Below are 26,082 nucleotides of genomic sequence, written 5' to 3'. Positions count from 1 at the left end.
CTGCCTGGGCAGGGATATGGTTTAAAGTCGAGTGTTCCCTGAAGCACCGTGTCATCACCCGAACGGGCGTCCCGGCAACGGCGGATACCCAACGGGGGGTGACAAGGAGTACAACATGGGGGATGAGACCTAGCGACCGACCGTGCGGGTCGTTCCACTGCCGCGACAGTGGGCCGCCCCGCCGTGTTCCGGATGGTGGGCGGGCACCGTGTCCGTCGCACGTTCGGAACGCGCCACCGATCAGCCGAATCAAGCACCGCCCCGTGCGGTAGGAGGCCGAGCCGACCTATGTCGAGCGTTTACTGCACGCAGTGCGGTCACGCCGTTGCGGATGATGCCCGTTTCTGCTCCCACTGTGGAACCCCCCTCCGCAGGGCCGACCAGCAGAGCCCACGGCCCACCGCGGGCGGGGACTCCGCGGGAGATGTCACCTCGACCATCTCCATCTCCGGAATACAGGCGCTGGAGGAAGAGGAATCGGGCGATGAGCTCGGCGGGGACGACCCCGCCAGCGCCGACGCGCTTCCTCCGGGCACCGCTCTGCTCGTGGTCCGTCGTGGCCCGAACGCGGGAAGCCGTTTCCTGCTGGACAGCGACGTGACCACCGCCGGGCGTCACCCCAACAGCGACATCTTCCTCGACGACGTCACCGTCTCCCGGCGCCACGTGGAGTTCTTCCGCCGTGGCAACGGGTTCGGAGTCCGTGACGTCGGAAGCCTCAACGGTACCTACGTCAACCGCGAGCCGGTGGACGAGGCCGAGTTGGGCGGTGGGGACGAGATCCAGATCGGCAAGTTCCGCATGGTCCTGTTGACCAAGCCGCGCCGATGACGGATCGCTGACCACGGTCGACGGGGGCGGGAGGGCCGGAGAGGTTTGCGGCCCCCCGCCTCCGGAGAGCTTTGTAACGAAGGGTGCCGATTTCGCCCTCGGGTCCTGATCCAACGGGGGAGCAGGGACGAGCGCCCAGCCGGCATGACGACTCGTGGGACGGAGACGCTGTGAAGCACATGGAGGTCGTCGGCGTCCGGGTTGAGATGCCCTCGAACCAACCGATTGTCCTGCTCAAGGAGACCGAGGGTGACCGCTACCTGCCGATCTGGATCGGTGGTGTGGAGGCCACCGCCATCGCACTGGCCCAGCAGGGTGTGGCCCCCGCCCGGCCCCTCACCCACGACCTGTTCCGGGACGTCCTCGACGCCCTGGACACCGGCCTGGAGACGGTGAGGATCACCGGGTTGAGCGATGGCATCTTCTACGCCGAGCTGGTCTTCAGCAACGGTGTGGAGGTCAGTGCCAGGCCCTCGGACTCCATCGCCCTGGCGCTGCGGACCGGAACCCCGATCTACGCTCACGAGGACGTGATCGACGAGGCGGGGATGCCGATCCCGGACGAGCAGGAGGACGAGGTCGAGGCGTTCCGGGAGTTCCTGGACAATATCTCTCCCGAGGATTTCGGGCGACGTAGTACGTGAACACGCGACGGGATCCGCGCCGAGCGCGGGTCCCGTTCCGTGTTCTCGGGAGGCGAGAGCGTCTCCACCGAGGACACGGCCTTGACCTGCGGCTTCGTCGCGGGTCTCAGTGATAGATTGGGATGAGGGATTGGTCGTGGAGACCACAGCCGAAACCCCCTGGAGCCGCGGGCCCATCGGAGCCGTCGGCCGGGCGGAGTCGTCGCAACGCGTAGTTGGCGACGCGCCGCGCGGCCTCGTTGACGCTGCCGTGGCGCCGCTTTACCTTCGGTGCTGTGGAACCCACGGCGCGCCCCTTCCCTGAGTGGACTTTCCCCTGTCGATGCCGCCGTGGGACGAGAAGCCGGAGGTCGGCGTGGCGGTAGCGAGCGGCAAGCGGGATCCCGAAGACAGGCGGTCCGCGCTGCGGCTAGCGGGGCAGCAGGGCCTACTGTGCGAAGAGGACGTGGTGGCGCTGCCTATGGACGTCGGGTATAGGGGACCCGCGGCGTGTACCGCCGCCGGGATCACCTATCGACAGCTCGACTACTGGGCCAGAACCGGCCTGGTGGAGCCGAGCGTGCGCTCAGGCGCCCATAACGCGCCCCTGTACAGTCTCCCGGACATCCTCATGCTCAAGGTGGCCAAGCGCCTCCTGGACACCGGGATCTCCCTTCAGCAGATCCGTACGGCCGTGGACCATCTGCGGGGCCGCCCCGCCGGTGAGCTGGCCCGCATCACCCTCATGAGCGATGGTGTGAGCGTCTACGAGTGCACCTCTCCCGAGGAGGTCGTCGACCTCATGCAGTGCGGTCAGGGCATGTTCGGGCTGGCGTTGGCCAACGTGGCCCGTGAGCTGGAGGAGGCCCTGGGGGTCGTTCCGGCCGAGGATCGTTCGGAGCTTCCCGCCTCCGCGCCCCAGCCGGTCGACGAGCTGGCCCGTCGGCGCAGGGAGCGGCGCACCGGCTGAGTCCGGCGAAGGCGAACGTGGTCGTGGTGGGGCCCGAGGGGTTCGTGTGATTCTCCGTGTGCGGTGGGAGAAAGGCGTGCCCTGGCTCGGTGAACCGGGCCCCGATCGAGTACGGTCGTAGTCACAACAGGAGGAAACCCGACATTCCTCCTGCTTGGATCTATGTACAGAGCGTCAGCAGGCTGTCGATACCGCGCGGGAGAGACCTCGGCAACGGGGCGCCGACGGGGCAATACTCCCCAGTAACCTCTCAGGCACCACGGACCGCGCGGAGGAGGCCGCTCTGAAGCCTGGGCACCGCCGTGCCCGGTGACAGAGGGGGAGACCGTGAGGAACACCGCCGATCACATCGGCCCTGTCACCAGGAGGTCTCCGTGACTGACCCGTCGAACGTCCCGAACCCGGGCGCGCCCGCCAGGGTCTTCGCCGACCGGCACATCGGCCCCACACCGGCCGAGGTCGAAGAGATGCTCAAGACGGTGGGGCACTCCTCCACCGAGGAGCTCATGACCGCCGCCGTCCCCGAGTCCATCCTCACCGGCCCCGGGCGCCACGCCCCGCTGGACCTGCCCGAGGCGATCGGGGAGGCCGAGGCCCTGGACGAGCTGCGGGCCCTGGCCTCGCGCAACCGTCCGCACACCTCGCTGATCGGCCTGGGCTACTACGACACGCTCACCCCGCCGGTCATCCTGCGCAACATCATGGAGAACCCCGCCTGGTACACGGCCTACACGCCCTACCAGCCGGAGATCTCCCAGGGCCGGCTGGAGGCCCTCCTCAACTTCCAGACCATGGTCTCGGACCTGACCGGCCTCCCGATCACCGGCGCCTCCCTCCTGGACGAGGCGACCGCCGCCGCCGAGGCCATGACCCTGGCCCGTCGCGCCTCCAAGGTCAAGAGCGACGTGTTCGTCGTCGACTCCGACGTCTTCCCGCAGACCCTCCAGGTGCTGCGCACCCGGGCCGAGCCCCTGGGCATCGAGGTCGTCGTCGCCGACCTGACCAAGGGCCTGCCCGAAGGCGAGGCCTTCGGTGTCCTGGTGCAGTACCCCGCCTCCAGCGGTGTGGTCCGCGACCCCTCCTCCGTGATCGCCCGGGCGCACGAGCGAGGGGCCCTGGCCGTGGTCGCCGCGGACATCCTCGCCCTCACGCTGCTGCGCAGCCCCGGCGACCTGGGCGCCGACATCGCGGTCGGCTCCACTCAGCGTTTCGGCGTTCCGCTCGGCTTCGGCGGCCCGCACGCCGGCTACATGTCCGTGGGCGAGAAGCTCCGTCGCCAGCTGCCCGGCCGTCTGGTCGGCGTCTCGGTGGACAACGCCGGCAAGCCCGCCTACCGTCTGGCCCTCCAGACCCGCGAACAGCACATCCGTCGTGAGAAGGCCACCAGCAACATCTGCACCGCCCAGGTGCTGCTGGCGATCATGGCCGGCATGTACGGCGTCTACCACGGCCCCGACGGCCTGCGCGCCATCGCCCGTCAGGTGCACACCCGCACCGCGGCCCTGGCCGACGCCCTCACCCGCCGCGGCTTCGACGTGGTCCACTCGTCCTACTTCGACACCCTGCGCGTGCGCGTGCCCAGCGCCGACCAGGTCGTCGAACGCGCCCTGGAGAGCGGGATCAACCTGCTCGCCGTCGACCAGCGCACCGTCGGCCTGAGCGTGGACGAGACGACCACCGTCGACACCCTGGGCAAGGTCCTGGCCTCCTTCGGCGAGGCCGACCGGGGCGCCGAGCGCGGCCCGGTGGCCGTGGACGAGGCCGCCGACCGTCTGCCCGCCGACCTGGCGCGCGGCGTCGACTACCTCACCCACGAGGTCTTCAACACCCACCGCAGCGAGACCTCCCTGCTGCGCTACATGCGCCGTCTGTCCGACCGCGACCTGGCGCTGGACCGCACGATGATCCCGCTGGGGTCGTGCACCATGAAGCTCAACGCCACCGCGGAGATGGAGTCCATCACCTGGCCGGAGTTCGCGGGCCTGCACCCGTTCGCCCCTCTGGACCAGGCGGCCGGCAGCGTGGCGCTCATCCGCGACCTGGAGGCCTGGCTGGCCGAGGTCACCGGCTACGACGCCGTCTCCCTCCAGCCCAACGCCGGCTCCCAGGGCGAACTCGCCGGTCTGCTCGCCATCCGCGGTTACCACCGTTCCCGCGGTCAGAGCCACCGCGACGTGTGCCTGATCCCCAGCTCCGCCCACGGGACCAACGCGGCCAGCGCCGTCATGGCGGGGATGCGCGTGGCCGTCGTGGCCTGTGACGACGACGGCAACGTCGATCTGGAGGACCTGCGCGCCAAGACCGCCCGTCACGCGGAGGACCTGGCGGCCATCATGGTCACCTACCCCTCCACCGCGGGCGTGTACGAGGACACCATCACCGAGGTGTGCCGCCTGGTCCACGAGGCCGGCGGCCAGGTCTACGTGGACGGCGCCAACCTGAACGCCCTCCTGGGCTGGGCCAAGCCGGGCGAGTTCGGCGCCGACGTCAGCCACCTGAACCTGCACAAGACCTTCTGCATCCCGCACGGGGGCGGCGGCCCGGGCGTGGGCCCGGTCGCGGTCCGTTCGCACCTGGCCGGTTTCCTGCCCAACCACCCCGGACAGCCCGAGGCGGGCCCGCACACCGGTTCCGGACCGGTCTCGGCCGCCCCCTTCGGATCCGCCGGAATCCTGCCGATCTCCTGGGCCTACGTACGGATGATGGGCGAGCAGGGGCTGCGTTCGGCCACCGAGACCGCGGTGCTCTCGGCCAACTACATCGCCAAGCGTCTGGAGCCCTACTTCCCGGTGCTCTACACCGGCGCCGGCGGTCTGGTCGCGCATGAGTGCATCATCGACATCCGCCCCCTCCAGAAGGCCTGCGGGATCAGCAACGAGGACGTCGCCAAGCGCCTGATGGACTACGGCTTCCACGCGCCGACCATGTCCTTCCCGGTCAACGGCACGCTCATGGTGGAGCCCACCGAGAGCGAGAACCTCGCGGAGCTGGAGCGGTTCGTCCAGGCGATGATCTCCATCCGCGGTGAGATCGACAAGGTCACGACCGGTGAGTGGGACGCCGACGACAACCCGCTGCGCAACGCCCCGCACACCGCCGAGGCCCTGACCGCCGACGAGTGGGGGCACGGCTACAGCCGTCAGGTGGCGGCCTATCCGCTGCCGTCGCTGCGTCAGGACAAGTACTGGCCGCCGGTCGGCCGGATCGACCAGGCCTACGGTGACCGCAACCTGGTCTGCTCCTGCCCGCCGCCGGAGGCCTTCGAGCTGTAGGCCTTACGCCGCCGGGCGTGGGACGAGGGGCGGGGCGTCGACACGGGTCGGCGCCCCGCCCTCCTCTTCGCGCGAGGGCGGGTGCGGCGTGGTCCTCCCATGACCGGGACCCGCCACGGGAGGGGCGCTCCAGGGCGGGGGAGAGCGCGTTAGAGTTGCGGCGAGCCGAACATCCGCGCTCCCCACCGCGCGGTCTCCACGCCCCCACGGAAAGCGGAAGCATGACCACGACGTCCGGAACTCCCGCTCGCTCCGGCCCCTCCGACCCCCGACCCCTCCCCGTGGATCCCGAGGACGTCGAGGAGCCGACGGTCGGGCCCGAGGACGCCTCCGACCTGTGCGATCAGGCCCGGGACCTGGTCGAGAACGGACACCTGGAGCGGGCCGCCCGCCTCTATGGACGGGCCGTGGCGGCCAACCCGCCACCGGCGACGCAGGCGCGTGCCCTGTTGGGGCTGGCCGTGGTCCAGGATCGACGCGGAGACACGACCGCCTCCCGAGAGGCCGCGCGCAGGGCCCTGGCCACCGGCGACGGCCGTTACGCCCCCCGGGCCGGCTATCACCTGGCGCTCTCCCTGGAACAGGAGGGGGAACACGAGGAGGCCGTCCGGGTGTGGCGACGCCTGCTCGACATGGGAGATCGGACCTACATCGCGGTGGCCCACTACGGGCTGGCCCGTGAGGCGGAGACGCGAGGCGAGACGGCCGAGGCCGAGGAACACTGGGAGGCGGCCCTGGCGCCCCCGACCGAGGAGGGACGGATGGCCCCCCTCCATACCGCCACCGTCCTGGAGGCCTCTCGGGACCTGGCCGGTCGGCTGCTGGGCCGAGGGGACGCGGAGACCGCGGCGATCGTGGTCGACCGGGGGTTGGCGATCGCCGACGACCCCGAACTGCGCCTTCTTCGGGCCGCGACCCACGTGGAGCTGGCCCTCGCCGACGCCGCGTCGGTCGCCGATCCGGGTCCGGTGGAGACCGACGAGGAGTGGCCCCGCCCAGCGCCGCGTACCTCGGGCGCGGCGGTGGAACTCCTCGCCGGTCTGCTGAACCTCCGAGGTGAACCGGACTCGGCCGCGCGGGTGTGGTGGTCGGGGTTGGAGAGTCGTGACCCCGAGGTCGTGGACGAGGTGCGGCGCCGTCTGCGCCGTCCCTTCGCCAGGCCCGTGGACGAGAACGGGGAGGAGATCCCCGTCCCGTGGTGGGAGGGGTACCTGGAGGAGGCCGAGGCGACCTCCAGCGCCTCCGCCCTGGCCGGGGAGCTGTTCGCGGTCATCGGCCGCATGCACGCCCTGCTGGCGATGCCGACGGTGGAGGGCGAGACCCGTCCGGCCGTCCTGCGCGAGGCGATGGAGCAGGCGTTGCGCACCCCCGACGAACTGGTCTGGGGCGCCGACGTGCACGCGGACTTCCGGCGCAGGCTGGCCGAGGCGATGGGGGAGGACGTGCTCCCCGAGGGGTGGCCCGACACGCGTTGAGGACGGTCGCCACGGCGCCGCCCGGGATCGTGTGTCTCCCGGGCGGGGCGTTCGGAGGTGTCACGGGTGTCGACCCGACCGCGGTGGTCGGGAGACGGGTCCTCAGGCGGCGGCGCGGGGGCGGTGCGGGGCGACGATCACTCCGTCGGGGAGCAGTTCGCCGGTGTCGTCGAAGAGGACGACCCCGTTGCAGAGCAGGCTCCACCCCTGTTCGGGGCGGCTGGAGACGACTCGGGCCGCCTCACGATCGGTGTCCTCGAAGGACGGGCAGGAGGGTTCGTGGCTGCACATGATGAAGACCCCTTCGGTCGTGTGCGTCGTTGAGGCCAACAGTAGTGGCTGACATCACAAGGTGTTGACGTTTCAGTCCGACAACAGTGATCGCCGCCTCCTGTTCGCGCTCGCCCTATGAGATCCACGCCACCTGGAAAGGGTTCTCGCCGATTCGGCGTGTCGTCGTCCGAGCCGAGGAGGGAACGGCCCGGACGACCGGGAGACGACGGGGTCAGTACCCACCACGGGTTCGACGGGCGGCGGGACGGCCGCGCATACCGGCGCCCGCCAGGCCGCCGCGCTGAAAGGCCCGCACCAGCTCGCCACCGAGGTTGACCCCCGCGCCCAGGGCCAGCGCCACCATGATGGCCTCCGCCAGGCTGAGCATTCCGGCGACCGCGGTCCCCTGGGTGATCTCGATCAACCCCCGGTACAGGATGCTTCCGGGCAGGAGTGGAGCGATCGAGGGGATCAGGTACGGCAGTACCGGACGTCGGGTACGCCGGGCCAGCCAGTGACCGACCACCCCCACCGCCACCGCTCCGGCCACGGTGCCCACCACGGGGGGCGCCTCCAACAACAGCCGAAGGCCCGCGTAGATCGTCCAGATCATCACGCCCATGCAGCCGATCAAGGGCAGCATCCGGGGCGGTACCGCGAGGGAGATCGCGAACGCCATCGCGATCCCGGCGGCGCCCACCAGCACCAGGGGCTCCATGGAGGTACCCGCCGAGGGCAGGTTCTCCAGGTCCATGTTCACGCCCAGACGCACCGCCGTGTAGGCCACGGCGCCGACCCCGGAGACGATCGCGCCCAGGATGAAGAAGGTCTCCAACAGGCGTGCCGCCGCGGAGACGTAGCTTCCGCTGATGCCGTCCTGGAGGCTGGAGACCAGTGGACGACCGGGGAGCAGGGCCATGATGTTACCGGTGATGATCGCGCCCGCCTGGAGGCCCAGGTCCATGGTGGTGCTCACCCACAGCAGGGCCACGCCGATACTGGAGGCCACGAGGGCGGCCGCGGCCATCTGGTAGAACTCGGCGACGCCTCGATTGGCCAGGAAGACCGCGGTACGGTCGCCCAGCACCGTGGCGAGGAAGGCCACGGTCGCCACGATCAGACCACCGCCCACCATGAGGCTCGCGCTGGAGGCGATGAGGCCGAAGCCGACGGCGATCAGCCAGTTCGGGTAGGGCATGCGGGCCCGGCGGATCTGCTCCAGCCGGGCGTTGGCGTCCTCCAGCTCCAGGAGCCCGAGCGCGGCCTCCTGTACGAGGGTGTGGAGCTCGTTGACCCTGAAGTAGTCCAGGGTGCGGCGGCGCACCACCCGCTCACCGGTCACCGGAGGGCTGTCCCCGCCCGGGTGGGTGGACAGCGAGATGGTGGTGAAGGTGACCGAGACCTCCGACCGGGGCAGGTCGAAGGCCACCGAAAGGCTCAGCATGGACTCGCTGACGGCCTCGGTGCTCTCACCACTGGCCAGCATGAGTTCGCCCACGCGGAGGATCAGGTTGATCGCCCGCGCGTCGGGAAGCTTGACGTCCTGCTCGTCGTCGAGGTCGTCAGGGGTCAGGTCCCGCTCGTGCTCGGCGCGCCAGTCGCGCATCCGGCTGAGCATGATCTCCTCGCTCGGCGGCCCCGACCGCCCCCGCTTGCTCGGCATCGTTGTACTCCGTTTTCTCGCCGTCGCCCTCACCCTGCTGTTCGGCGCACCGCCTCGGTGGTCCCACAGAGGGACGCCCGGTCGGACGGCGGGGTTCGCCCGCGCGATACGGAGGCACCGGTGAGTTCGGTCACCGGTGACATCCTGTCAACGCGCGCGGTCGGCGCCGAGTGACGACGCGCCGGTCCCAGGGCGTTCTCGATGGGTGCCGTGGGTGGGTTCAGTGGTCGGACGGAAGGTCGTGTCCGGGTCGGACGAGTCCGCTTTCGTAGGCGTGGACGACCGCTTGGACGCGGTCGCGCAGGCCGAGTTTGGTGAGGATGTTGCCCACGTGGGACTTGACGGTGGTCTCGCCCAAGAAGAGGTGCGCGGCGATCTCGGCGTTGGACCAGCCGCGGGCGACCAGCCGCAGGACCTCGTGTTCGCGGGAGGTGAGGGGGTCGGCCCCGTCTGTCTCGGGTTCGGACTCCACGTCGGGCAGGAGAGGGGAGAAACGGTCGAGGAGCCGGCGCAGGACGGCCGGCGCGATCACGGCCGAACCGTCGGCCACCACCTCCACCGCGCCGATGAGCTCGCTCGGAGGCGCGTCCTTGAGGAGGAAGCCGGTCGCCCCCGCGCGCAGCGCTCCGATGGCGTACTCGTCCAGGTCGAAGGTGGTCAGGGCCAGGACGCGCACCTTGTGCCCGAGGGGCGCGGCCCAGGCGAGGATGTCCGCGGTGGCGCGCACCCCGTCGACGCCGGGCATGCGCAGGTCCATCAGCACCACGTCGGGGAGGAGCTCTCGGACCCGGCGCAGGGCCTCGCGGCCGTCGGAGGCCTCGCCCACGACGGACAGGTGCGGGGCCGTTTCCAGGATCATCCGGAAACCGGCCCGCACGAGGGGCTGGTCGTCGACGAGGAGAACTGAGACGGGCACGCTTCGATTCTGCCGCATACTCCGAGTGACCGCTCCCTTGTCGACGGCGATGTCAGGCCGTGGGCAGCGGGGGAGGGGTGCCGCCGAACTCCGGGCACAGGGCCTGATGCTCGCACCAACCGCAGAGCTTGCTGCGTTTGGGCTCCCAGCGACCGGCGCGGCCGGCGGCCTCGATCCGTTCCCAGATGTCGGAGATCTCGGCCTCGGCCGCGGCGAGTTCCTCTTCGGTGGGGTCGTACCAGCGCACGGACCCGTCGCCCAGGTAGATGAGCTGGAGCCGGGCGGGGACCACCCCGAGATCGCGCCAGATCATGACCGCGTAGAAGAAGATCTGGAAGCGGGCCTTGTCCTCGAAACGGGGATGGGGCGACTTCCCGGTCTTGTAGTCGACCACCCTGATCTGGCCGGCGGGCGCCACGTCCAGACGGTCGACGTATCCCCGCAGGCGCAGACCCGTGGGCAACGACACCTCGAGGCGCATCTCGCGTTCCCGGGGTTCCAGGGTGACCGGGTTCTCCAGGTCGAAGTAGCGCCGGACCAGCTTCCGGGCCGACTCCAGCCACGCGTCGAGCCCCTCGCCCTCGGGGAAGAGCTGTTCGGCGACCTCGGGGTCGCTCTCCCGGAGCCGCTTCCACTGCGGGTCGACCAGGTCGAGCGCGCTCCGAGGGGTCCGGCTCTCGGCCGGAAGCTCGTAGAGGCGCTCCAGGCAGGCGTGGACCAGGGTTCCGCGCAGCGCGGCGGCGCTGGGCTTCTCGGGAAGCCGGTCGATCGTTCGGAAACGGAAGAGCAGCGGGCATTGCAGGAAGTCGGAGGCCCGGGAGGGCGAGAGGGCGGTCGGCAGCGGAGCGGTGGTCATGGTCCGAGCCTATGAGAGGACCGGCGGAGGGTCGTCATAGTCTGGGGCCGTGACCAACGGTAGTGATCCCTCCGCGCCTCGCCCCGACTCCCGTTCCCGGAAGCCGGGGTTACTGATCGGTCGTCCCTTCGGGGTGCCGGTCTACGTGACCTCCTCGTGGTGGATCGTGGCGGTGCTGATCACGCTGGTCTACGGAGGAATCGTCCAGACCCGTCTGGCCCTGGGCCCCTCGGCGTACCTGTTGGCCTTCGTCTTCGCGGTGCTGCTCTACGCGTCGGTCCTGGTGCACGAGCTGGCGCATTCGGTGGTGGCGCGCTGGTACGGACTGCCGGTGCGACGGATCGTGCTGTACGTCCTGGGCGGGGTCTCGGAGATCGACAGGGAGGCGCCCACCCCGGGACGGGAGTTCTGGATCGCCTTCTCCGGCCCCTTGCTGTCCCTGGTGCTGGCGGCGGGCGCGTACGGGCTGGCGCGGCTGGCCGACCCGTTCACGGTCACCGGCGAACTGCTCTTCCAACTGTGGATCGCCAACCTGCTCGTGGGCGTGTTCAACCTGTTGCCGGGGCTGCCCCTGGACGGGGGACGACTGTTGCGGGCCGGCGTCTGGAAGCTGACGGGTCGGCCGCACACCGCCGGTGTGGTCGCGGCATGGGGAGGCCGGATCCTGGCCCTGGGCGTGGCCGCCCTGCCGTTCCTGCTCGCGTGGAGCGCGGGCACCACCCCGGGACCCTGGGCCGTGGCGTGGGGGCTCTTCCTGGCCGGGTTCATGTGGCTGGGGGCCGGGGAGGCCCTGCGCAACGCGCGGGTGCGGTCGCGGGTGCCGGGGCTGCGCGCCCGGGAGCTCGCCCGCCCCGCCGTGGTGGTGACCGCCGACCTTCCGTTGGCACGGGCCGACGCGATGCTCCGGGAGGCGGGCGCCGAGGCGGTGGTGGTGGCCGACTCGGCGGGGACGCCGATCTCGGTGATGCACCCCGCGGCGGCCGAGGCGATCTCCGACGCCCGACGCGCCTGGGTACCGGTCTCGGACGTGGCACGGGCGTTGACGGAGTACTCCCGGGTGCCGGCGGGGGAGGAGGGCGAGGAGCTCTTGGAACGGCTCGTACGCCATCCGCTGCCGGAGTATCTGGTGGTGGAGGAGGACGGTGGCGTGTTCGGTGTCCTGCGGGCGAGCGACGTGAACGCGGCGATGACGGGGCGGGGGCGGAGCTGAGGCCCCGGGGGCGAGGGGGTCCGTGTCCGCTCAGCGTCGGACCCCCTGGGGCCACAGGACCGTGACCGGGCGTTCCAGGACACGGGCGTAGGCGACGACGTCGGCGGTGCCGCCGGGACCGCGCGCGGGGAGCCCGTCCCAGACCGCGAGGATCCGGTCGCTCCGTTCGACGAGCAGACGTCCGGCGGCCATGTGGGCCCGGGGTTCGGAGGCGGTGTGCGGCAGTTCGTGGACCAGGACCGCCTGGGCCAGGAGACGATCGTAGAGCGTGTGGTGTTCGACCGGCAGCGCCTCGCGGTAGCCGGAGGCGGGGATGACGGCCTCCAACGGGGCGCCGGCCTCCAGGACGACCTCGGCGAAGACCGAGTCGGCCCCGTCGGCGAGGCAGGACAACCCGACCATGGCGTGTCCGTGGGGCTCCAGGTGCTCCCTGACCAGCCCGGCGACGTGGTCGCTCACCTCCGGGGCCAGGTTGCGGTGCCCGGTGATGCCGATACGGATCACATGACCTCCCTGTCGTTCGTTCGCGCCGGGTTTCTACCCATTGTCGGGGACGGAGGTAACCAGGGTCGAAAGCCTGTTGTCGAGGTCCTCGACGCAGGTCGCGTGGGGACCCCGATAGCCCTTGCGGAAGGAGCGCACCCGGCCCATGACCCTCTCGGAGGCGAAACGCATCCCGGTGGTCAGGGCCTCCTGGGCCAGCCGGAAGGCCTCGTCGACGTCCCCGGCCTCGGCGTGGGCGGAGGCCAGCTCGACCTTGAGCAGGGCGGACTGCTTGACGTTGCGGGAAGAGGGCGCCACGGCCTCGGCGAAGGCGGCGCGGGCCTCGTGCGGGGTGCGCAGACGTACCCCCACCAGGGCGCGGTAGCCGGCGACCTTGGCCTCGTCGAAGGCGAACACCCAGGGCCAGGGCGGGTGGGCGTTGTCGGGGCCGGAGACCTCGCGTTCCGCGTGACGCAGGGCGCCCAGGGCCGCCGCGCGATCGCCCAGGCCGGCGTGGGCGAGGGCGCCGATACAGGCCAGCCAGGCGCGGGCGGTGGGGTGCGCGTCGGGGCCCAGCACGTGTTCGGCCTCCTGGACCAGCCCCAGCCCCAGCTCGGGGTCCTCGGCGGTCTCGATCTCGAAGGAGGCCAGCGAACCCAGCATGTACACGTCGAGCAGCCGCATCCCCGCCTGGCGGGCTCGGATCACGGCGGTGCGGTAGTGCATACGCGCCGACCCCATGTCCCCGAGGTCGGCGTTGAGCCAGGCGGCGAAGCCGGAGGCCTCGCTGGCGGCGGCGCTGAGTTCGGTGTGGAAGGGTGTCCCGCGCGAGCTCGTGAGCATCTGCTCGGCCAGGTGCACGTGAGTGGTCGCGCTGGGCAGCAGGTGACGCGCGGGCGAGGTGGCGTCCATGCGACGCTGCCCGCCGGTGATGGAGCGCAGGGCGGGGGCGGTGGTCTCGTCGACGCCGTGGTGGCCCGTGTGTTCGCCCGAGGCCGGGAAGTTCGGGAGGACGATGCCGCCCGGCACGAGCGTGCCCCCCGCGGGGCGTCGCCTCGTGGGGGCCGGGCCCAGGATGGTGCCCTCCTGCGGCAGGCCGCCGAAGCGGATCAGGTGCAACGGGATGTCGAGTCGCCGTGCCAGTTCCCGGACCTGCCCGACGGTGAGGGACTGCTGCCCGTTGACGACGCGGGAGACCCAGCTCTGTGAGTAGGTGAGCTCTCGGGCGAGCTCGCCCTGGGACCAGCCGCGCGCGGCGCGCACGCCTTCGATGACCGTCGGGATGTCGCAGCTCGCGAGAGCGGCGGCCATGCGCGGTCGGGTCCACAGGTCCTGGGGAAGGCCGTCAGGTTGGGGCATGGGCCTTAGGTTAGGGATTCCGGAGTGCCTTGGTGGCTATGTGTGAAAAAGAAGGTGTGATGCGTGATCCGCATACGGGCGTTCCGAGGGCCCGGGGATGCGGCACAGTGGGGTTGTGGGTCCGGCGGGTGTCGCCGTCGGAGCCGGAAGGAGGTCGGAACACGTGACCGTGGAGACGCCGCCCGCGGGGAGCCCGAGCCTGGCGAGGTACGAGGGCCTCGCCGCCCTGGCACTGCGGGGGATGGCGACCGAACTGCGTTCACGTGGGATCGAGGCCAGGGAGGACGGTGCCCGGGGCATCGTCCACACGGGCCCCGCCGCCCGACCTCAGGGCGCCGCCCTGCGGCCGCACCGCGGAGACCTGTGGTGGTGGATGCGATGGCCCTCCCGGGACGGGACGCCCGATTCGTCGACGGGGGTCCCGTTGACGCCGGTGGAGCGGACCTCCGACGCCGTTCGCAGGATCGTCGGTGTGATGGCGGCCGTCGAGGACGGCTGAGAAGAAGACATACACGCGGGTCGCGGCCCGCGTGAGTACGGGCTGTGCCAAGGCACAGCCCCGGGTGTGGGGCGGTGTCCGGGTCGAGGCCCGAACCCAGTCTCCCTCTGCGCGGGCTCCGGACCCGCCCGACACCCGAAGCCGCCCCGGTGCGTGATCGGGGCGGTGGCCTCCACCCCTTGACGGGTGCCTGGTAGTGCCGTTCCCTCCCCGGGGTCGGGCGCCCCCTCCGGGCCCGGGTCCGCCGTTTTCCCCGAGACGGCGAGACCCGGGCTCCAGACCTTGCCCGGCCCCTCGGCCCCGACAGGGGCGGCGCGGATCCCCCCTTCTCCTCCGGGATCCGCGTCGCCCCGGGCATCCGGAGACCCGGCTCCGTCGTCCTAGGCGTGTCGGGTGTGGTCCTCGGTCGCGGCCAGGGCCGCGCCGACGATCCCGGCGGTGTTGCGCAGCGTCGCCGGCACGATCGGGGTGCGGATGTCCAGGTGGGGAAGGAAACGGTCGGCCTTGCGGCTGACCCCGCCGCCGACCACGATCAGGTCGGGCCACAGCAGGTCCTCGATCACCCGGTAGTAGCGGTTCAGGCGCTTTCGGGCCCATGCCTGGTAGGACAACTCGTCCCGTTTCCTGGCGCCGGACGAGGCTCGTGTCTCCGCGTCGTGCCCGTCGATCTCCAGGTGGCCGAACTCGGTGTTGGGGACCAGCCGCCCGTCCACCACCAGCGCCGTACCGATCCCGGTGCCCAGGGTCGTCATCAGGACCGTGCCGAGTACGCCCTTCGCGGCCCCGTAGCGGGCCTCGGCCAGAGCGGCGGCGTCGGCGTCGTTGAGCACGCGGACCGGCCGCCCGGTGGCCTGGGAGAACAGGGCCCGCGCGTCGGTCCCCACCCAGGGGCCGGGCAGGTTCGCGGCGGTGCGCACCGTCCCGTTCTGGACCACGCCGGGGAAGGTGACGCCGAGCGGGGTGCCCGCGGCCTCCGGGAAGTGGTCGGCGATCTCGGCGACGATCGCCGCCACGGCCTCGGGACCGGGACGTTCGGGGGTGAGGATCTTGAGGCGATCGCGGAGGAACTCCCCGGAGTCCAGGTCGACCGGGGCCCCCTTGATACCGCTGCCGCCGATGTCGATTCCCAGGCCCGTGGTCGGCTCTGACATGGCTGGTGTCCCCCGTGGTCCTCGTGCGTCGATCGGATCGTGTGGGTCTGTCCCATGCCCGATCCTGCCCGAGAGAAAGGGTTTTCGCACGCCTGGTGGAGGGGGTCCGGGAGGGGCGGACGGTTCGGTCCGGTATCCGGGGGCCGATACGCTGGGCGACTGCCCCGAACAAACGCGACGTGGGAAGACGAGAGCGACGTTGACCGGTATCCATGGCCGCCGCGGCCCCTTCACCGACGGTGACACCGTGCAGTTGACCGACCCCAAGGGGCGCATGCACACGATCACACTGCGTGAGGGTGGCGCCTTCCACTCGCACAAGGGCAAGGTCGAGCACGACGATCTCATCGGCGAACCCGAGGGAAGCGTCGTCCGTTCCAACACGGGCACCGCCTATGTCGCGCTGCGCCCCCTGCTCATCGACTACACGCTCTCCATGAAGCGTGGGGCGACCATCGTCTACCCCAAGGACGCGGCCCAGGTCCTGGTGGAGGCCGACATCTTCCCCGGTGCCCGGGTGGTCGAGGCCGGCGCCGGATCGGGCGCCATGTCCAACTGGCTGCTGCGCGCGGTCGGAGAGAAGGGCATGGTGCACTCCTATGAGCGCCGCGCCGACTTCGCCGAGATCGCCCGCAAGAACGTCGAGAACTTCCACGGCGGTCCGCACCCGGCCTGGAGACTGACGGTGGGCGACCTGGTCGAGGAGCTCGACGAGACCGACGTCGACCGGGTCTTCCTCGACATGCTCGCTCCCTGGGAGTGCCTGGACGCCGTGGCCCGGGCCCTCATCCCGGGTGGCCTGGTGTGCTGCTACGTGGCCACCACGACCCAGCTCTCCCGGGTGGTGGAGGAGCTGCGCGAGGACGACCGGTTCTACGAGCCGCGCTCGTGGGAGACCATGCTGCGCACCTGGCACGTGGAGGGTCTGGCGGTGCGTCCGGACCATCGGATGATCGGTCACACCGGCTTCCTGGTGGTCGCCCGCCGTCTGGCCGACGGTGTCGAGGCCCCCGAGCGTCGCCGTCGTCCGGCCAAGGGCGCCTACGGCAAGGACTACGAGGCCTCCCGGAGCGCCGCGAAGGGCACCGAGGGCGCCGTGAACGGTGTGACGGAGGAGAGCTCCTCCACCGAGGACTGACGAGAGCCTCGCTTCGAGCCCGCCCGGGCACGCCCGGGCGGGCTTCTCCATGCCCGCCGAAGGCGACGATGGGGGGTTCCGGACGTGAACCGGGCTTTCCAGGTGATGGACACGGAGGTTACGTTCTCATTACGTCGCAGTGTGCTCTAGCACGATGACCTGCGGTTAAGCAAGACCTCAAAATGAGGCCTACGACACTCCCTCAAGCTGGGAGGTTAGGAAATGGGCAGGGGTAGGTACGCTCCCGAGTAGTCGTCCTTCTCATAGGGAGGTGGCGGACGTGGCCGAGCGCGAAGACGAGCGTCAGAGCGACCGGGACCGTGAAGTCGCTGAACTCACGGCCCAGGTCTCCTACATGGAAAAGGAACTCAGCGTGGTTCGGCGTAAGCTCGCCGACTCGCCCCGACATGTACGTCTGCTCGAGGAACGGTTGCGTGAGGTCCAAGCCGACCTCGCCGCGGCCAACGGGCAGAACGAACGGCTCGTCTCCACATTGAAGGAGGCGCGCGAGCAGATCGTGGCGCTCAAGGAGGAGGTCGACCGGCTCGCACAGCCGCCGTCGGGCTTCGGTGTCTACCTTGGGTCGCGCGAAGACGATACCGTCGAGATCTTCACCAACGGCCGCAAGATGCGCGTCAACGTCAGTCCCTCCGTGGATCTGGAGACGTTGCGGCCGGGCCAGGAGGTCATGCTCAACGAGGCGTTCAACGTCGTCGAGGTGGAGTCGTTCGAGACCGTCGGCGAGGTCGTCATGCTCAAGGAGATCCTTGAGGACGGCGAGCGGGCGCTGGTGATCTCACATCACGACGAGGAACGGATCGTGCGGCTGGCGGAGCCGCTGCGCGACGAACCGATCCGGCCGGGGGACTCGCTCCTGCTCGAACCCCGATCCGGGTACGTGTACGAGCGCATTCCCAAGTCCGAGGTCGAGGAGCTCATCCTCGAGGAGGTCCCCGACATCGCCTACACCGACATCGGTGGCCTGGCGGGGCAGATCGAGATGATCCGGGACGCGGTCGAACTGCCCTACCTGTACAAGGAGCTCTTCTACGAGCACCGTCTGCGTCCGCCCAAGGGTGTGCTGCTGTACGGCCCGCCCGGATGCGGTAAGACGCTCATCGCCAAGGCGGTCGCCAACTCGCTGGCCAAGCAGGTCGCCGAGCGCACCGGCCGTGACGTCGGCAAGAGCTTCTTCCTCAACATCAAGGGCCCGGAGCTGCTCAACAAGTACGTCGGCGAGACCGAGCGGCACATCCGCCTGGTCTTCCAGCGGGCTCGTGAGAAGGCCTCCGAGGGCACCCCGGTCATCGTGTTCTTCGACGAGATGGACTCGATCTTCCGCACCCGCGGTTCGGGGGTGTCCTCCGACGTGGAGAACACCATCGTCCCGCAGCTGCTCAGCGAGATCGACGGTGTCGAGGGGCTGGAGAACGTCATCGTCATCGGCGCCTCCAACCGTGAGGACATGATCGACCCGGCGATCCTGCGGCCCGGCCGTCTGGACGTCAAGATCAAGATCGAACGGCCCGACGCCGAGGCGGCCCGGGACATCTTCGGCAAGTACATCACCTCCGATCTGCCACTGAACGAGGAGGACCTGGTCGAACACGGCGGGTCCGCCAAGGCCACGGTGGACGCCATGATCCAGCGGGTCGTGGAGCGGATGTACACCGAGGGGGAGGAGAACCGCTTCCTGGAGGTCACCTACGCCAACGGTGACAAGGAGGTCCTGTACTTCAAGGACTTCAACTCCGGCGCGATGATCGAGAACATCGTCTCCCGCGCCAAGAAGATGGCGATCAAGGACTTCATCGACAACAGGTCCAAGGGGATCAGGGTCTCCCACCTCCTCCAGGCCTGCGTCGACGAGTTCAGCGAGAACGAGGACCTGCCCAACACCACCAACCCGGACGACTGGGCCAGGATCTCCGGCAAGAAGGGCGAGAGGATCGTCTACATCCGGACCCTCGTGACGGGGAAGAAGGGCGCCGACGCCGGTCGCTCCATCGACACCGTCGCCAACACCGGTCAGTACCTGTGACCCGTGCTCGTCCGCGGTCACGGCCGCTGTGAGAGGGCCCGTCGGGACGTCCCGGCGGGCCCTCCCGCGTGTCGGGGGACGCCTCGTGTCGCGGCACACGAAGTATCCGGACAAAACGTTCCGGTCGAGTTTGTTCCTCTTTTCGCCTGTTTTTCTTGCGAATCCTCGCGAACCCGTTCCGAACTGCGCCGACACGCCGGTTTCCGCTCTTTCGAAACGCCCGGGAAGACGGCGCTTAGGCCACAATTGGCGCGGAAGCGTTCAAGACGGTGCCCCGGCGGATAACCTCTCATCATGAGTGTGCGGCGGATTATGGGTATCGAGACCGAATACGGGATCTCCGTGCCGGGAAACCCCGGCGCCAACGCGATGGTCACCTCCACCCAGGTGGTCAACGCCTACCTCGCCGCCTCGGCGGCCCGGGCCCGCAGGGCCCGTTGGGACTTCGAGGAGGAGAACCCGCTGCGCGACGCGCGGGGGTTCGATCTGGCGCGGGAGATGGCCGACCCGACCCAGCTGACCGACGAGGATCTGGGACTGGCCAACGTCATCCTCACCAACGGCGCGCGTCTGTACGTGGACCACGCGCATCCGGAGTACTCGGCCCCCGAGGTCACCAACCCGCTCGACGCGGTGCTGTGGGACAAGGCCGGAGAGAGGGTGATGGCCGACGCGGCGGCCCGGGCCGCGGCCACGCCCGGCGTCGAACCGATCCAGCTGTACAAGAACAACACCGACAACAAGGGCGCCTCCTACGGCTGCCACGAGAACTACCTGATGAACCGGTCGACCCCCTTCGGGGACATCGTCCGGCACCTCATCCCGTTCTTCGTCTCCCGCCAGGTGGTGTGCGGCGCCGGCAAGGTGGGGCTGGGCACCGACGGACAGGGCGGCGGTTTCCAGCTCTCCCAGCGGGCCGACTTCTTCGAGGTCGAGGTCGGTCTGGAGACCACCCTCAAGCGACCGATCATCAATACCCGGGACGAGCCCCACGCCGATCCCGAGCGTTACCGGCGTCTGCACGTGATCATCGGCGACGCCAACATGAGCGAGATCTCGACCTACCTCAAGCTGGGGACGACCTCCCTGGTGCTGTCGATGATCGAGGACGGCTTCCTCGAGGCGGACCTGTCCCTGGAGACGCCCGTCGCGGATCTGCGGGAGATCTCCCACGACCCCGGTCTGACCCACCGGGTCCGGCTGCGGGACGGTCGGCGCATGACCGCCCTGGAACTCCAGGGCGAGTACCTGGACCAGGCCCGCAAGTACGTCGAGGACCGTTTCGGTACGGACGTGGACCCCGATACCGCCGACGTGCTGGACCGGTGGGAGTCGGTGCTGGCCCGACTCGCGTCGGACCCGATGGACCTGGCCGAGGAGCTGGACTGGGTGGCCAAGCTGAAGGTCCTGGAGGGGTACCGTTCGCGCGATGGTCTGGAGTGGACCCACCCCCGACTCCAGATGGTGGATCTCCAATACTCCGACGTCCGTCAGGACAAGGGCGTCTACAACCGGCTCGCCGCCCGCGGGAAGGTCCGAAGGCTCGTGGAGGAGTCGGAGGTCGCCCGGGCCGTCACCGAGCCGCCCGAGGACACCAGGGCCTACTTCCGGGGCCGTTGCCTGGCCAAGTACCCGGACGAGGTCGCGGCCGCCTCCTGGGACTCGGTCATCTTCGACCTGCCCGGTCACGACTCCCTCCAGCGGGTTCCCACCCTGGAGCCGCTCCGGGGCACCAGGGAGCATGTGGGGGCCCTGCTGGACGCGGCGCCCACCGCCGTCGACCTGGTGGCGATCCTGGGCGGGAACCGACGGGGCTGAGGTCCGGTCGACGGGGGACCTTCGGGGCCGTTCGTGTCCGGCGCGCGAGCGTGCGGGACGGGCGGCCCCTCCGCGTTCGTCCGTTCCTCGCGTGCGAACGCGGGCGGCCCCGCCCGCTGACGCGGACGGGGCCGTCGGGAGCGCGGGCCCCGGGGGCGGGGACACCGATCTACCGAGAGGGTGATCCGTGGATCAGGTGCGCAGGGTCAGACCCCAGCTGCTCAGCATCGGGTTGACCTCCTGGTAGTAGGTGGTGCCGCCGAAGGAGCAGTTGCCGGAGCCACCGGAGGTGACGCCCTGGGCCTGGCTGCCGGAGATGAAGGAGCCGCCGGAGTCACCGGGCTCGGCGCAGACGTTGGTGCGGGTCAGGTTCTGCACGGTGCCCTGGGGGTAGCTCACCGTCTGGCCGCGGGCCTGGACGGTGCCGCAGTGCCAGCCGGTGGTGGAGCCGGAACGGCAGATCTGCGAGCCGATCGCCGCCTGCGAGGAGCCGGAGACGGTCGCGTAACCACCGGTGTTGTAGCGGCTGACCAGGTTGGTCAGGGTGAAGTTCGAGGTGCCGCGGACGAAGGCGGAGTCGTTGCCGGGGAAGACGGAACGCTCGAAGACGCCCTGGCCGTTGCCGATGCTGACCGGGGTGCCGACGGTGCCGCAGTGGCCGGCGGTGACGAACCCGGGCTGGCCGGAGGCGTTGGTGGCCGCGAAGCCGACCGAGCAGCGCCCGCCCATGGTGTAGGCGAGACCGCCGATGATGTCGGCGTACAGCTCGGGCTGCTCGGTGGTGCTCTCCACCTTGACGTCGGCGGTGTCCACACCGGCGTCGGCGAGCAGGGAGTCCACGTCGGCACCGGAGCCCTCGAGGACCTCGAGGACGACCGTGTCGGAGTGGATGTCGGGGTACCAGCCCACGACGCCGGGCTGAGCGTCGGCCGCGTTCAGGTCGGCGACGATCTCCTCCAGGCCCTCCATGCCGTGCGAGACCACCTTGGCCTCGGCGCCGGCGGCCTCGACCGCCTCGACGGCGGAGGCGTCGGTGACCAGGACGGTCAGGGTGAGGCTGTCGGTGTCGAAGATGGAGCCGCCGTAGGAGTCGGCGGCGGCCGCGGTGGCGGCCTCGTCGATCTCGAAGGACTCGGCCTGCGCCTCGAGGAGCTCGTCGGCCTGAGAGGGGGACAGGCCGAGGTCGCGCTGGAGGGCCTCGACCATGGTGGTGGCCTCGGCTTCATCCGGGGTGGGGGACTGGGGGAGGGGGCCGGTCGCCGCGAGGGCGGCCGGGGAGGTGGTCAGAGCCAGACCGAAGGCCAAGGCCGCGGTACCTATGGCGGAGACAACGGGGGAGGGTCTCATTGATCCCTACTCTCCAGGGGACTGACGGGGGATCGGAGGTCGAACGTGTTCGCTCTCCGTTGTTCACCGAGACATTCGGTAAACAACGCCCAACCATAAGTGCACGTTTTGGTGAGGGAAAGACGGTCAAGCGGGGAAATCATTCAGGTTGACGCCCCATGATCGGGTCATCGGGTGATGACCGTCGCTGTCCGTCGCGAACACGGGGCGTCACCTAGTCGTAGCCGTACCGTTTGGTCACGGACTGAAGTGCATATGTGTGCGCAAGGGGGTATATCTGGCCAGATCCGGACAAAGGTACTGGGTTCCGAACGGGTTCACGTGAACACGCCGTTACACGAAAAGGGCCTCACCGAGGGGAATCGTCGGGGGCGGCCTCGCCCCGCACCGGAGACACGCCCGGGGCGAGGGGCACCGGAACCGTCATCCGCCCGCTCCCCAGGGGACGATTCGAGGTAACTAGCGGGTATCGGGCCCCGGGAAGGGGGTTGAGCCGGGTGCCGTTGGGCCAAGATAAGGGCGAGAGCCCCGAACGGGAGGTAGCAAACGATGGCGACTAAGGACACCGGTGGTCAGAAGCACTCCTCGCGTCGTGACGAGGAGGTCGAGGAGACCGAGGCCTCCGCGGAGACCGTGGAACGCAACGAGGAACTCGACGAGAACGTCGACGACATCCTCGACGAGATCGACGACGTCCTGGAGAGCAACGCCGAGGACTTCGTGCGTCAGTTCGTGCAGAAGGGCGGTCAGTGACCGTCCTGGAACGGTTCGCTGACAGCGCATTCGGAGGCCCCCGGCCCCGTGACGCGCAAGGTTAAGGTCGATCCTGTCGGCCCGGTCGGGCCGGCCCCGACCGGAACGGCCGGTCGACGTACAACGGATGACGAGCGCCCCATCCATCCCGAGACGGGGTGGGGCGCCAGTGGAGGGAGTCGCGTGTTCGAAGGGTTCGAGGGCGGAGGGTTGCCGGCCGCTTTCATGAGTGCGGGTACCTCGTCCTTCACCGAGTTCCTCCGGGCGGTCAACCCCGAGTTGCTGCCCGGACAGCACCTGAACGCCACGGGAGGGGTCGTCGAACACCTCACACCGGACGCGACGACCATCGTCGCCCTGACCTTCCCCGGCGGTGTCCTGTTGGCCGGGGACCGAAGGGCCACCCAGGGCAACGTCATCGCCAACAGGGACATGGACAAGCTCTACCGCACCGACGAGTACTCGGCGGTGGCCATCGCGGGTTCGGCCGGCATCGGCATCGAACTGGCACGGCTCTACCAGGTGGAGCTCGAACACTACGAGAAGCTGGAGGGTCGCTCCCTCTCCCTCGAGGGTAAGGCGAACAAGCTCGCCCAGATGGTCCGGGGCAACCTGGGCATGGCGATGCAGGGCTTCGTGGTGATCCCCCTGCTGGTCGGCTACGACGAGGCCACCGGCCAGGGGCGTGTCTTCAGCTACGACGCCGCGGGCGGCCGCTACGAGGAACAGCGCTACCACTCGATCGGGTCCGGTTCGGTCTTCGCCAAGGGCTCGATCAAGAAGCTCTACCGCGACGACCTCGACGAGACCACCGCGATCAAGGTCGCCCTGGAATCGCTCTACGACGCGGCCGACGAGGACTCCGCCACCGGCGGCCCCGACCTGCACCGCAGGATCTTCCCCCTGATCGACGTGATCACCGAGGACGGTCACCGTCGGGTTCCCACCGAGGACGTCGCCCGACTGGCCACGGAGGTGGTCGAGGGACGCGCCGTACATCCGGACGGACCCACGGCCCGACTGGACTGAGCGGCCCAGCGCCCCCACGACAGACCTCTCCCGACTAGGTAAGGAAACGATCCGCGGTGTCGATGCCGTTCTACGTCGCCCCCGAACAGCAGATGAAGGACAAGGCGGACTACGCGCGCAAGGGGATCGCGCGCGGCCGTAGCGCCGTCGTCCTCCAGTACGAGGGCGGAATCCTTCTGGTGGCGGACAACATGTCCCGCACCCTGCACAAGATCAGCGAACTCTACGACCGCATCGGCTTCGCCGCCGTCGGCCGCTATCCCGAGTTCGAGAACCTGCGTCTGATGGGCGTGCGCTTCGCCGACGTGCGCGGTTACCAGTTCGACCGCCGTGACGTCAGCGGACGTCAGCTCGCCAACATCTACGCCCAGACCCTGGGCACCGTCTTCAGCGAGAGCCTCAAGCCCTGGGAGGTCGAGATCGTCGTCGCCGAGGTCGGCGACACGGCCGCCGAGGACGAGATCTACCGCATCACCTTCGACGGTTCCATCGTCGACGAGCAGGGCTTCGTCGCGGTCGGTGGTTCCTCCGAGCACGTCGCGAGCGTGCTCAAGGACCACTTCGTCGCCGACGCCTCGCTCGCCGCGGCCCTCAACGCGGCCACCCAGGCCCTGGCCCGAGAGAACGGGGAGGAACGCGACCTGGAGGCCGGCAACCTGGAGGTCGCCGTGCTGGAACGCTCCAGGCAACACCGTAAGTTCCGCCGTATCCACGGCGACCGTCTCATCTCCCTCCTGGAGGAGGGCAAGGGGAACGGTCCCGGGGACGCCTCCGACGGCGAGAACGGTACCGATGGAGAGGCCGACCGGACCTGACGTACGAGGACGACGGTGCGACGCCACCGGAGCGTCGCACCGTCCGGGCGGGTGGGACGACGAGGCCCCGTCGTCTTCACCACGGTGACGGGAGTTGGTGAGGCCGCGTGGAACGACGGATCTTCGGGCTGGAGAACGAGTACGGGGTCACGTGCACCTTCCGGGGACAGCGCAGGCTGTCGCCGGACGAGGTCGCCCGCTATCTGTTCCGACGGGTGGTCTCGTGGGGACGCAGCAGCAACGTGTTCCTGCGCAACGGCGCCCGCCTGTACCTGGACGTGGGGAGCCACCCCGAGTACGCCACCCCCGAGTGCGACGACCTCGTGGACCTGGTGGCCCACGACAAGGCCGGCGAACGCATCCTGGAGGGGTTGCAGATCGACGCCGAGCAGCGCCTGCACGAGGAGGGCATCGCCGGCGACATCTACCTGTTCAAGAACAACACCGACTCCGCGGGCAACTCCTACGGCTGCCACGAGAACTACCTCGTGGGACGGCACGGCGAGTTCGGCCGCCTCGCCGACGTCCTCATCCCCTTCCTGGTCACCCGTCAGATCGTCTGCGGCGCGGGCAAGGTGCTCCAGACCCCCCGGGGAGCCCTGTACTGCGTCAGCCAGCGCGCCGAGCACATCTGGGAGGGCGTCTCCTCCGCGACCACGCGTTCGCGCCCCATCATCAACACCCGGGACGAGCCGCACGCCGACGCCGAGCGCTTCCGTCGTCTGCACGTCATCGTGGGCGACTCCAACATGAGCGAGACCACCACCCTCCTCAAGCTGGGCTCGACCGATCTGGTGCTGCGGATGATCGAGGCCGGGGTGGTCATGCGCGACTACACCCTGGAGAACCCGATCCGGGCGATCCGCGAGATCAGCCACGACATGACCGGGCGGCGCAAGGTGCGTCTGGCCAACGGCCGTGAGGCCAGCGCCCTGGAGATCCAACGCGAGTACCTGGACAAGGTGCAGAGCTACGTGGACCGCCACGGCACCGACCCCGTGGGCAAGCGGGTCCTGGACCTGTGGCAGCGCACCCTGGAGGCGGTGGAGACCCAGAACCTGGAGTCGGTCTCCCGGGAGATCGACTGGGTCGCCAAGTACATGCTGCTGGAGCGCTACCGCGACAAGCACGACCTGTCGCTGTCCTCGCCCCGTGTGGCCCAGCTCGACCTCACCTACCACGACATCCACCGCGACCGCGGCCTGTTCTACCTCATGCAGAACCGCGGCCAGATGGAACGCGTGACCGGGGATCTGAAGATCTTCGAGGCCAAGTCGGTGCCACCGCAGACCACGAGGGCGCGACTGCGCGGCGAGTTCATCCGCCGGGCCCAGGAACAGCGGCGCGACTTCACCGTGGACTGGGTGCACCTCAAGCTCAACGATCAGGCACAGCGGACCGTTCTGTGCAAGGACCCGTTCAAGTCCGTGGACGAACGGGTGGAGAAACTGATCGCCGGTATGTGAGCGAGGTTTTCGGTCCCACGGATCGGACACGCGGAACCGGGCCCCGTCGGCGGTGGAGGACACCGTCCGACGGGGCCTTTCGACTTCCATCGGT

Annotated in this window: 22 protein-coding genes and 1 riboswitch; of the genes, 14 read left to right on the top strand and 8 right to left on the bottom strand. The window is 69.7% G+C overall.

Translation table 11 applies throughout. From position 1 onward, the window contains the following. The first annotated feature begins 288 nt into the window (after nt 1–288). From U9J66_RS05445 to U9J66_RS05425, 5 genes are all read left to right on the top strand, one after another. A complete protein-coding gene (locus U9J66_RS05445; protein WP_014912302.1) occupies nt 289–831 on the top strand; it encodes an FHA domain-containing protein in 543 nt (180 codons plus the stop codon). A 170-nt stretch (nt 832–1,001) separates the two neighbouring features. Next, nucleotides 1,002–1,475, top strand: a complete 474-nt coding sequence (locus U9J66_RS05440) for a bifunctional nuclease family protein (RefSeq protein ID WP_014913412.1) — start codon at nt 1,002–1,004, stop codon at nt 1,473–1,475. 460 nt (nt 1,476–1,935) lie between these two features. Beyond that, nucleotides 1,936–2,424, top strand: coding sequence for a MerR family transcriptional regulator (locus U9J66_RS05435; RefSeq protein WP_017533891.1), 489 nt, complete (start codon nt 1,936–1,938; stop codon nt 2,422–2,424). A 186-nt stretch (nt 2,425–2,610) separates the two neighbouring features. Further along, a riboswitch (glycine riboswitch) is annotated at nt 2,611–2,701 on the top strand. A 97-nt stretch (nt 2,702–2,798) separates the two neighbouring features. Further along, entirely contained in the window at nt 2,799–5,696 is a 2,898-nt protein-coding gene (gene gcvP / locus U9J66_RS05430) for an aminomethyl-transferring glycine dehydrogenase (RefSeq protein ID WP_017533890.1), read from the top strand. Between the two features lie 221 nt (nt 5,697–5,917). Beyond that, nucleotides 5,918–7,171 carry a tetratricopeptide repeat protein gene (locus tag U9J66_RS05425; protein ID WP_326337214.1) on the top strand — a complete coding sequence of 418 codons (1,254 nt, stop codon included), beginning with the start codon at nt 5,918–5,920 and terminating at the stop codon, nt 7,169–7,171. A gap of 102 nt (nt 7,172–7,273) precedes the next feature. On the opposite strand, the gene U9J66_RS05420 is transcribed toward U9J66_RS05425, so the two are convergent. The 4 genes from U9J66_RS05420 to U9J66_RS05405 form a co-directional block, all read right to left on the bottom strand. Beyond that, nucleotides 7,274–7,462 carry a DUF5999 family protein gene (locus U9J66_RS05420; protein ID WP_014911825.1) on the bottom strand — a complete coding sequence of 63 codons (189 nt, stop codon included), beginning with the start codon at nt 7,460–7,462 and terminating at the stop codon, nt 7,274–7,276. 214 nt (nt 7,463–7,676) lie between these two features. Continuing rightward, nucleotides 7,677–9,107: a threonine/serine ThrE exporter family protein gene (locus U9J66_RS05415; RefSeq protein ID WP_014908456.1), complete on the bottom strand. Its 1,431-nt coding sequence runs from the start codon at nt 9,105–9,107 to the stop codon at nt 7,677–7,679. A gap of 220 nt (nt 9,108–9,327) precedes the next feature. Then, on the bottom strand, nt 9,328–10,023 hold the full coding sequence (locus U9J66_RS05410) for a response regulator (protein WP_014912846.1): 696 nt from the start codon (nt 10,021–10,023) through the stop codon (nt 9,328–9,330). A 52-nt stretch (nt 10,024–10,075) separates the two neighbouring features. Next, nucleotides 10,076–10,879: a RecB family exonuclease gene (locus U9J66_RS05405; protein ID WP_014910429.1), complete on the bottom strand. Its 804-nt coding sequence runs from the start codon at nt 10,877–10,879 to the stop codon at nt 10,076–10,078. A gap of 49 nt (nt 10,880–10,928) precedes the next feature. On the opposite strand from U9J66_RS05405, the gene U9J66_RS05400 reads away from it, so the two are divergent. Further along, nucleotides 10,929–12,089, top strand: coding sequence for a site-2 protease family protein (locus U9J66_RS05400; protein ID WP_017533887.1), 1,161 nt, complete (start codon nt 10,929–10,931; stop codon nt 12,087–12,089). A 30-nt stretch (nt 12,090–12,119) separates the two neighbouring features. Here the strand turns inward: U9J66_RS05400 and U9J66_RS05395 are convergent, their stop codons facing one another. Both U9J66_RS05395 and U9J66_RS05390 read right to left on the bottom strand, forming a co-directional pair. Continuing rightward, the gene (locus U9J66_RS05395) at nt 12,120–12,593 is read right to left on the bottom strand and encodes a DNA-processing protein DprA (RefSeq protein ID WP_014909529.1); all 474 of its coding nucleotides are present in this window, start codon (nt 12,591–12,593) and stop codon (nt 12,120–12,122) included. A gap of 33 nt (nt 12,594–12,626) precedes the next feature. After that, entirely contained in the window at nt 12,627–13,883 is a 1,257-nt protein-coding gene (locus tag U9J66_RS05390; RefSeq protein WP_326337408.1) for a helix-turn-helix domain-containing protein, read from the bottom strand. Nucleotides 13,884–14,094: 211 nt separating this feature from the next. On the opposite strand from U9J66_RS05390, the gene U9J66_RS05385 reads away from it, so the two are divergent. Further along, a complete protein-coding gene (locus tag U9J66_RS05385; RefSeq protein ID WP_326337213.1) occupies nt 14,095–14,430 on the top strand; it encodes a hypothetical protein in 336 nt (111 codons plus the stop codon). Nucleotides 14,431–14,810: 380 nt separating this feature from the next. On the opposite strand, the gene ppgK is transcribed toward U9J66_RS05385, so the two are convergent. Further along, nucleotides 14,811–15,581: a polyphosphate--glucose phosphotransferase gene (gene ppgK, locus U9J66_RS05380; RefSeq protein WP_326337212.1), complete on the bottom strand. Its 771-nt coding sequence runs from the start codon at nt 15,579–15,581 to the stop codon at nt 14,811–14,813. Nucleotides 15,582–15,780: 199 nt separating this feature from the next. On the opposite strand from ppgK, the gene U9J66_RS05375 reads away from it, so the two are divergent. The 3 genes from U9J66_RS05375 (at nt 15,781) to dop (ending at nt 20,578) form a co-directional block, all read left to right on the top strand. Continuing rightward, nucleotides 15,781–16,719, top strand: a complete 939-nt coding sequence (locus U9J66_RS05375; RefSeq protein ID WP_017533885.1) for a tRNA (adenine-N1)-methyltransferase — start codon at nt 15,781–15,783, stop codon at nt 16,717–16,719. 271 nt (nt 16,720–16,990) lie between these two features. Continuing rightward, the gene (gene arc / locus U9J66_RS05370) at nt 16,991–18,760 is read left to right on the top strand and encodes a proteasome ATPase (protein WP_081536535.1); all 1,770 of its coding nucleotides are present in this window, start codon (nt 16,991–16,993) and stop codon (nt 18,758–18,760) included. Nucleotides 18,761–19,054: 294 nt separating this feature from the next. After that, complete coding sequence (gene dop / locus U9J66_RS05365) at nt 19,055–20,578, top strand: depupylase/deamidase Dop (RefSeq protein ID WP_036567840.1); 1,524 nt, start codon at nt 19,055–19,057, stop codon at nt 20,576–20,578. A gap of 192 nt (nt 20,579–20,770) precedes the next feature. On the opposite strand, the gene U9J66_RS05360 is transcribed toward dop, so the two are convergent. Beyond that, nucleotides 20,771–21,925 (bottom strand): S1 family peptidase, encoded by a 1,155-nt coding sequence (locus U9J66_RS05360; RefSeq protein WP_014909500.1) that lies wholly within the window; start codon nt 21,923–21,925, stop codon nt 20,771–20,773. 549 nt (nt 21,926–22,474) lie between these two features. On the opposite strand from U9J66_RS05360, the gene U9J66_RS05355 reads away from it, so the two are divergent. From U9J66_RS05355 to pafA, 4 genes are all read left to right on the top strand, one after another. Next, nucleotides 22,475–22,678, top strand: a complete 204-nt coding sequence (locus U9J66_RS05355) for a ubiquitin-like protein Pup (protein ID WP_014910028.1) — start codon at nt 22,475–22,477, stop codon at nt 22,676–22,678. 183 nt (nt 22,679–22,861) lie between these two features. After that, nucleotides 22,862–23,707 (top strand): proteasome subunit beta, encoded by an 846-nt coding sequence (gene prcB / locus U9J66_RS05350; RefSeq protein WP_017533884.1) that lies wholly within the window; start codon nt 22,862–22,864, stop codon nt 23,705–23,707. A gap of 56 nt (nt 23,708–23,763) precedes the next feature. Further along, the gene (prcA, locus tag U9J66_RS05345) at nt 23,764–24,522 is read left to right on the top strand and encodes a proteasome subunit alpha (RefSeq protein ID WP_014912290.1); all 759 of its coding nucleotides are present in this window, start codon (nt 23,764–23,766) and stop codon (nt 24,520–24,522) included. A 107-nt stretch (nt 24,523–24,629) separates the two neighbouring features. Next, nucleotides 24,630–25,988 (top strand): Pup--protein ligase, encoded by a 1,359-nt coding sequence (pafA, locus tag U9J66_RS05340; RefSeq protein ID WP_161111674.1) that lies wholly within the window; start codon nt 24,630–24,632, stop codon nt 25,986–25,988. Nucleotides 25,989–26,082 lie beyond the last annotated feature (94 nt).

Origin of the sequence: Nocardiopsis sp. LDBS1602, assembly GCF_035818715.1 — a bacterium.
Taxonomy (GTDB): domain Bacteria; phylum Actinomycetota; class Actinomycetes; order Streptosporangiales; family Streptosporangiaceae; genus Nocardiopsis; species Nocardiopsis alba.
Note: the sequence above shows the minus strand (reverse complement) of the source record. Positions and strands in the feature narration are given on the sequence as shown.

Bases quoted from the DNA above. Each gene is read 5' to 3' on its own strand.
- U9J66_RS05415 (WP_014908456.1), bottom strand. From the start codon at position 9,107: ATGCCGAGCAAGCGGGGGCGGTCGGGGCCGCCGAGCGAGGAGATCATG.
- U9J66_RS05445 (WP_014912302.1), top strand. From the start codon at position 289: ATGTCGAGCGTTTACTGCACGCAGTGCGGTCACGCCGTTGCGGATGAT.
- dop (WP_036567840.1), top strand. From the start codon at position 19,055: ATGAGTGTGCGGCGGATTATGGGTATCGAGACCGAATACGGGATCTCC.
- U9J66_RS05420 (WP_014911825.1), bottom strand. From the start codon at position 7,462: ATGTGCAGCCACGAACCCTCCTGCCCGTCCTTCGAGGACACCGATCGT.
- ppgK (WP_326337212.1), bottom strand. From the start codon at position 15,581: ATGTCAGAGCCGACCACGGGCCTGGGAATCGACATCGGCGGCAGCGGT.
- U9J66_RS05360 (WP_014909500.1), bottom strand. From the start codon at position 21,925: ATGAGACCCTCCCCCGTTGTCTCCGCCATAGGTACCGCGGCCTTGGCC.
- U9J66_RS05425 (WP_326337214.1), top strand. From the start codon at position 5,918: ATGACCACGACGTCCGGAACTCCCGCTCGCTCCGGCCCCTCCGACCCC.
- U9J66_RS05405 (WP_014910429.1), bottom strand. From the start codon at position 10,879: ATGACCACCGCTCCGCTGCCGACCGCCCTCTCGCCCTCCCGGGCCTCC.
- U9J66_RS05355 (WP_014910028.1), top strand. From the start codon at position 22,475: ATGGCGACTAAGGACACCGGTGGTCAGAAGCACTCCTCGCGTCGTGAC.
- U9J66_RS05435 (WP_017533891.1), top strand. From the start codon at position 1,936: ATGGACGTCGGGTATAGGGGACCCGCGGCGTGTACCGCCGCCGGGATC.
- U9J66_RS05390 (WP_326337408.1), bottom strand. From the start codon at position 13,883: ATGGCCGCCGCTCTCGCGAGCTGCGACATCCCGACGGTCATCGAAGGC.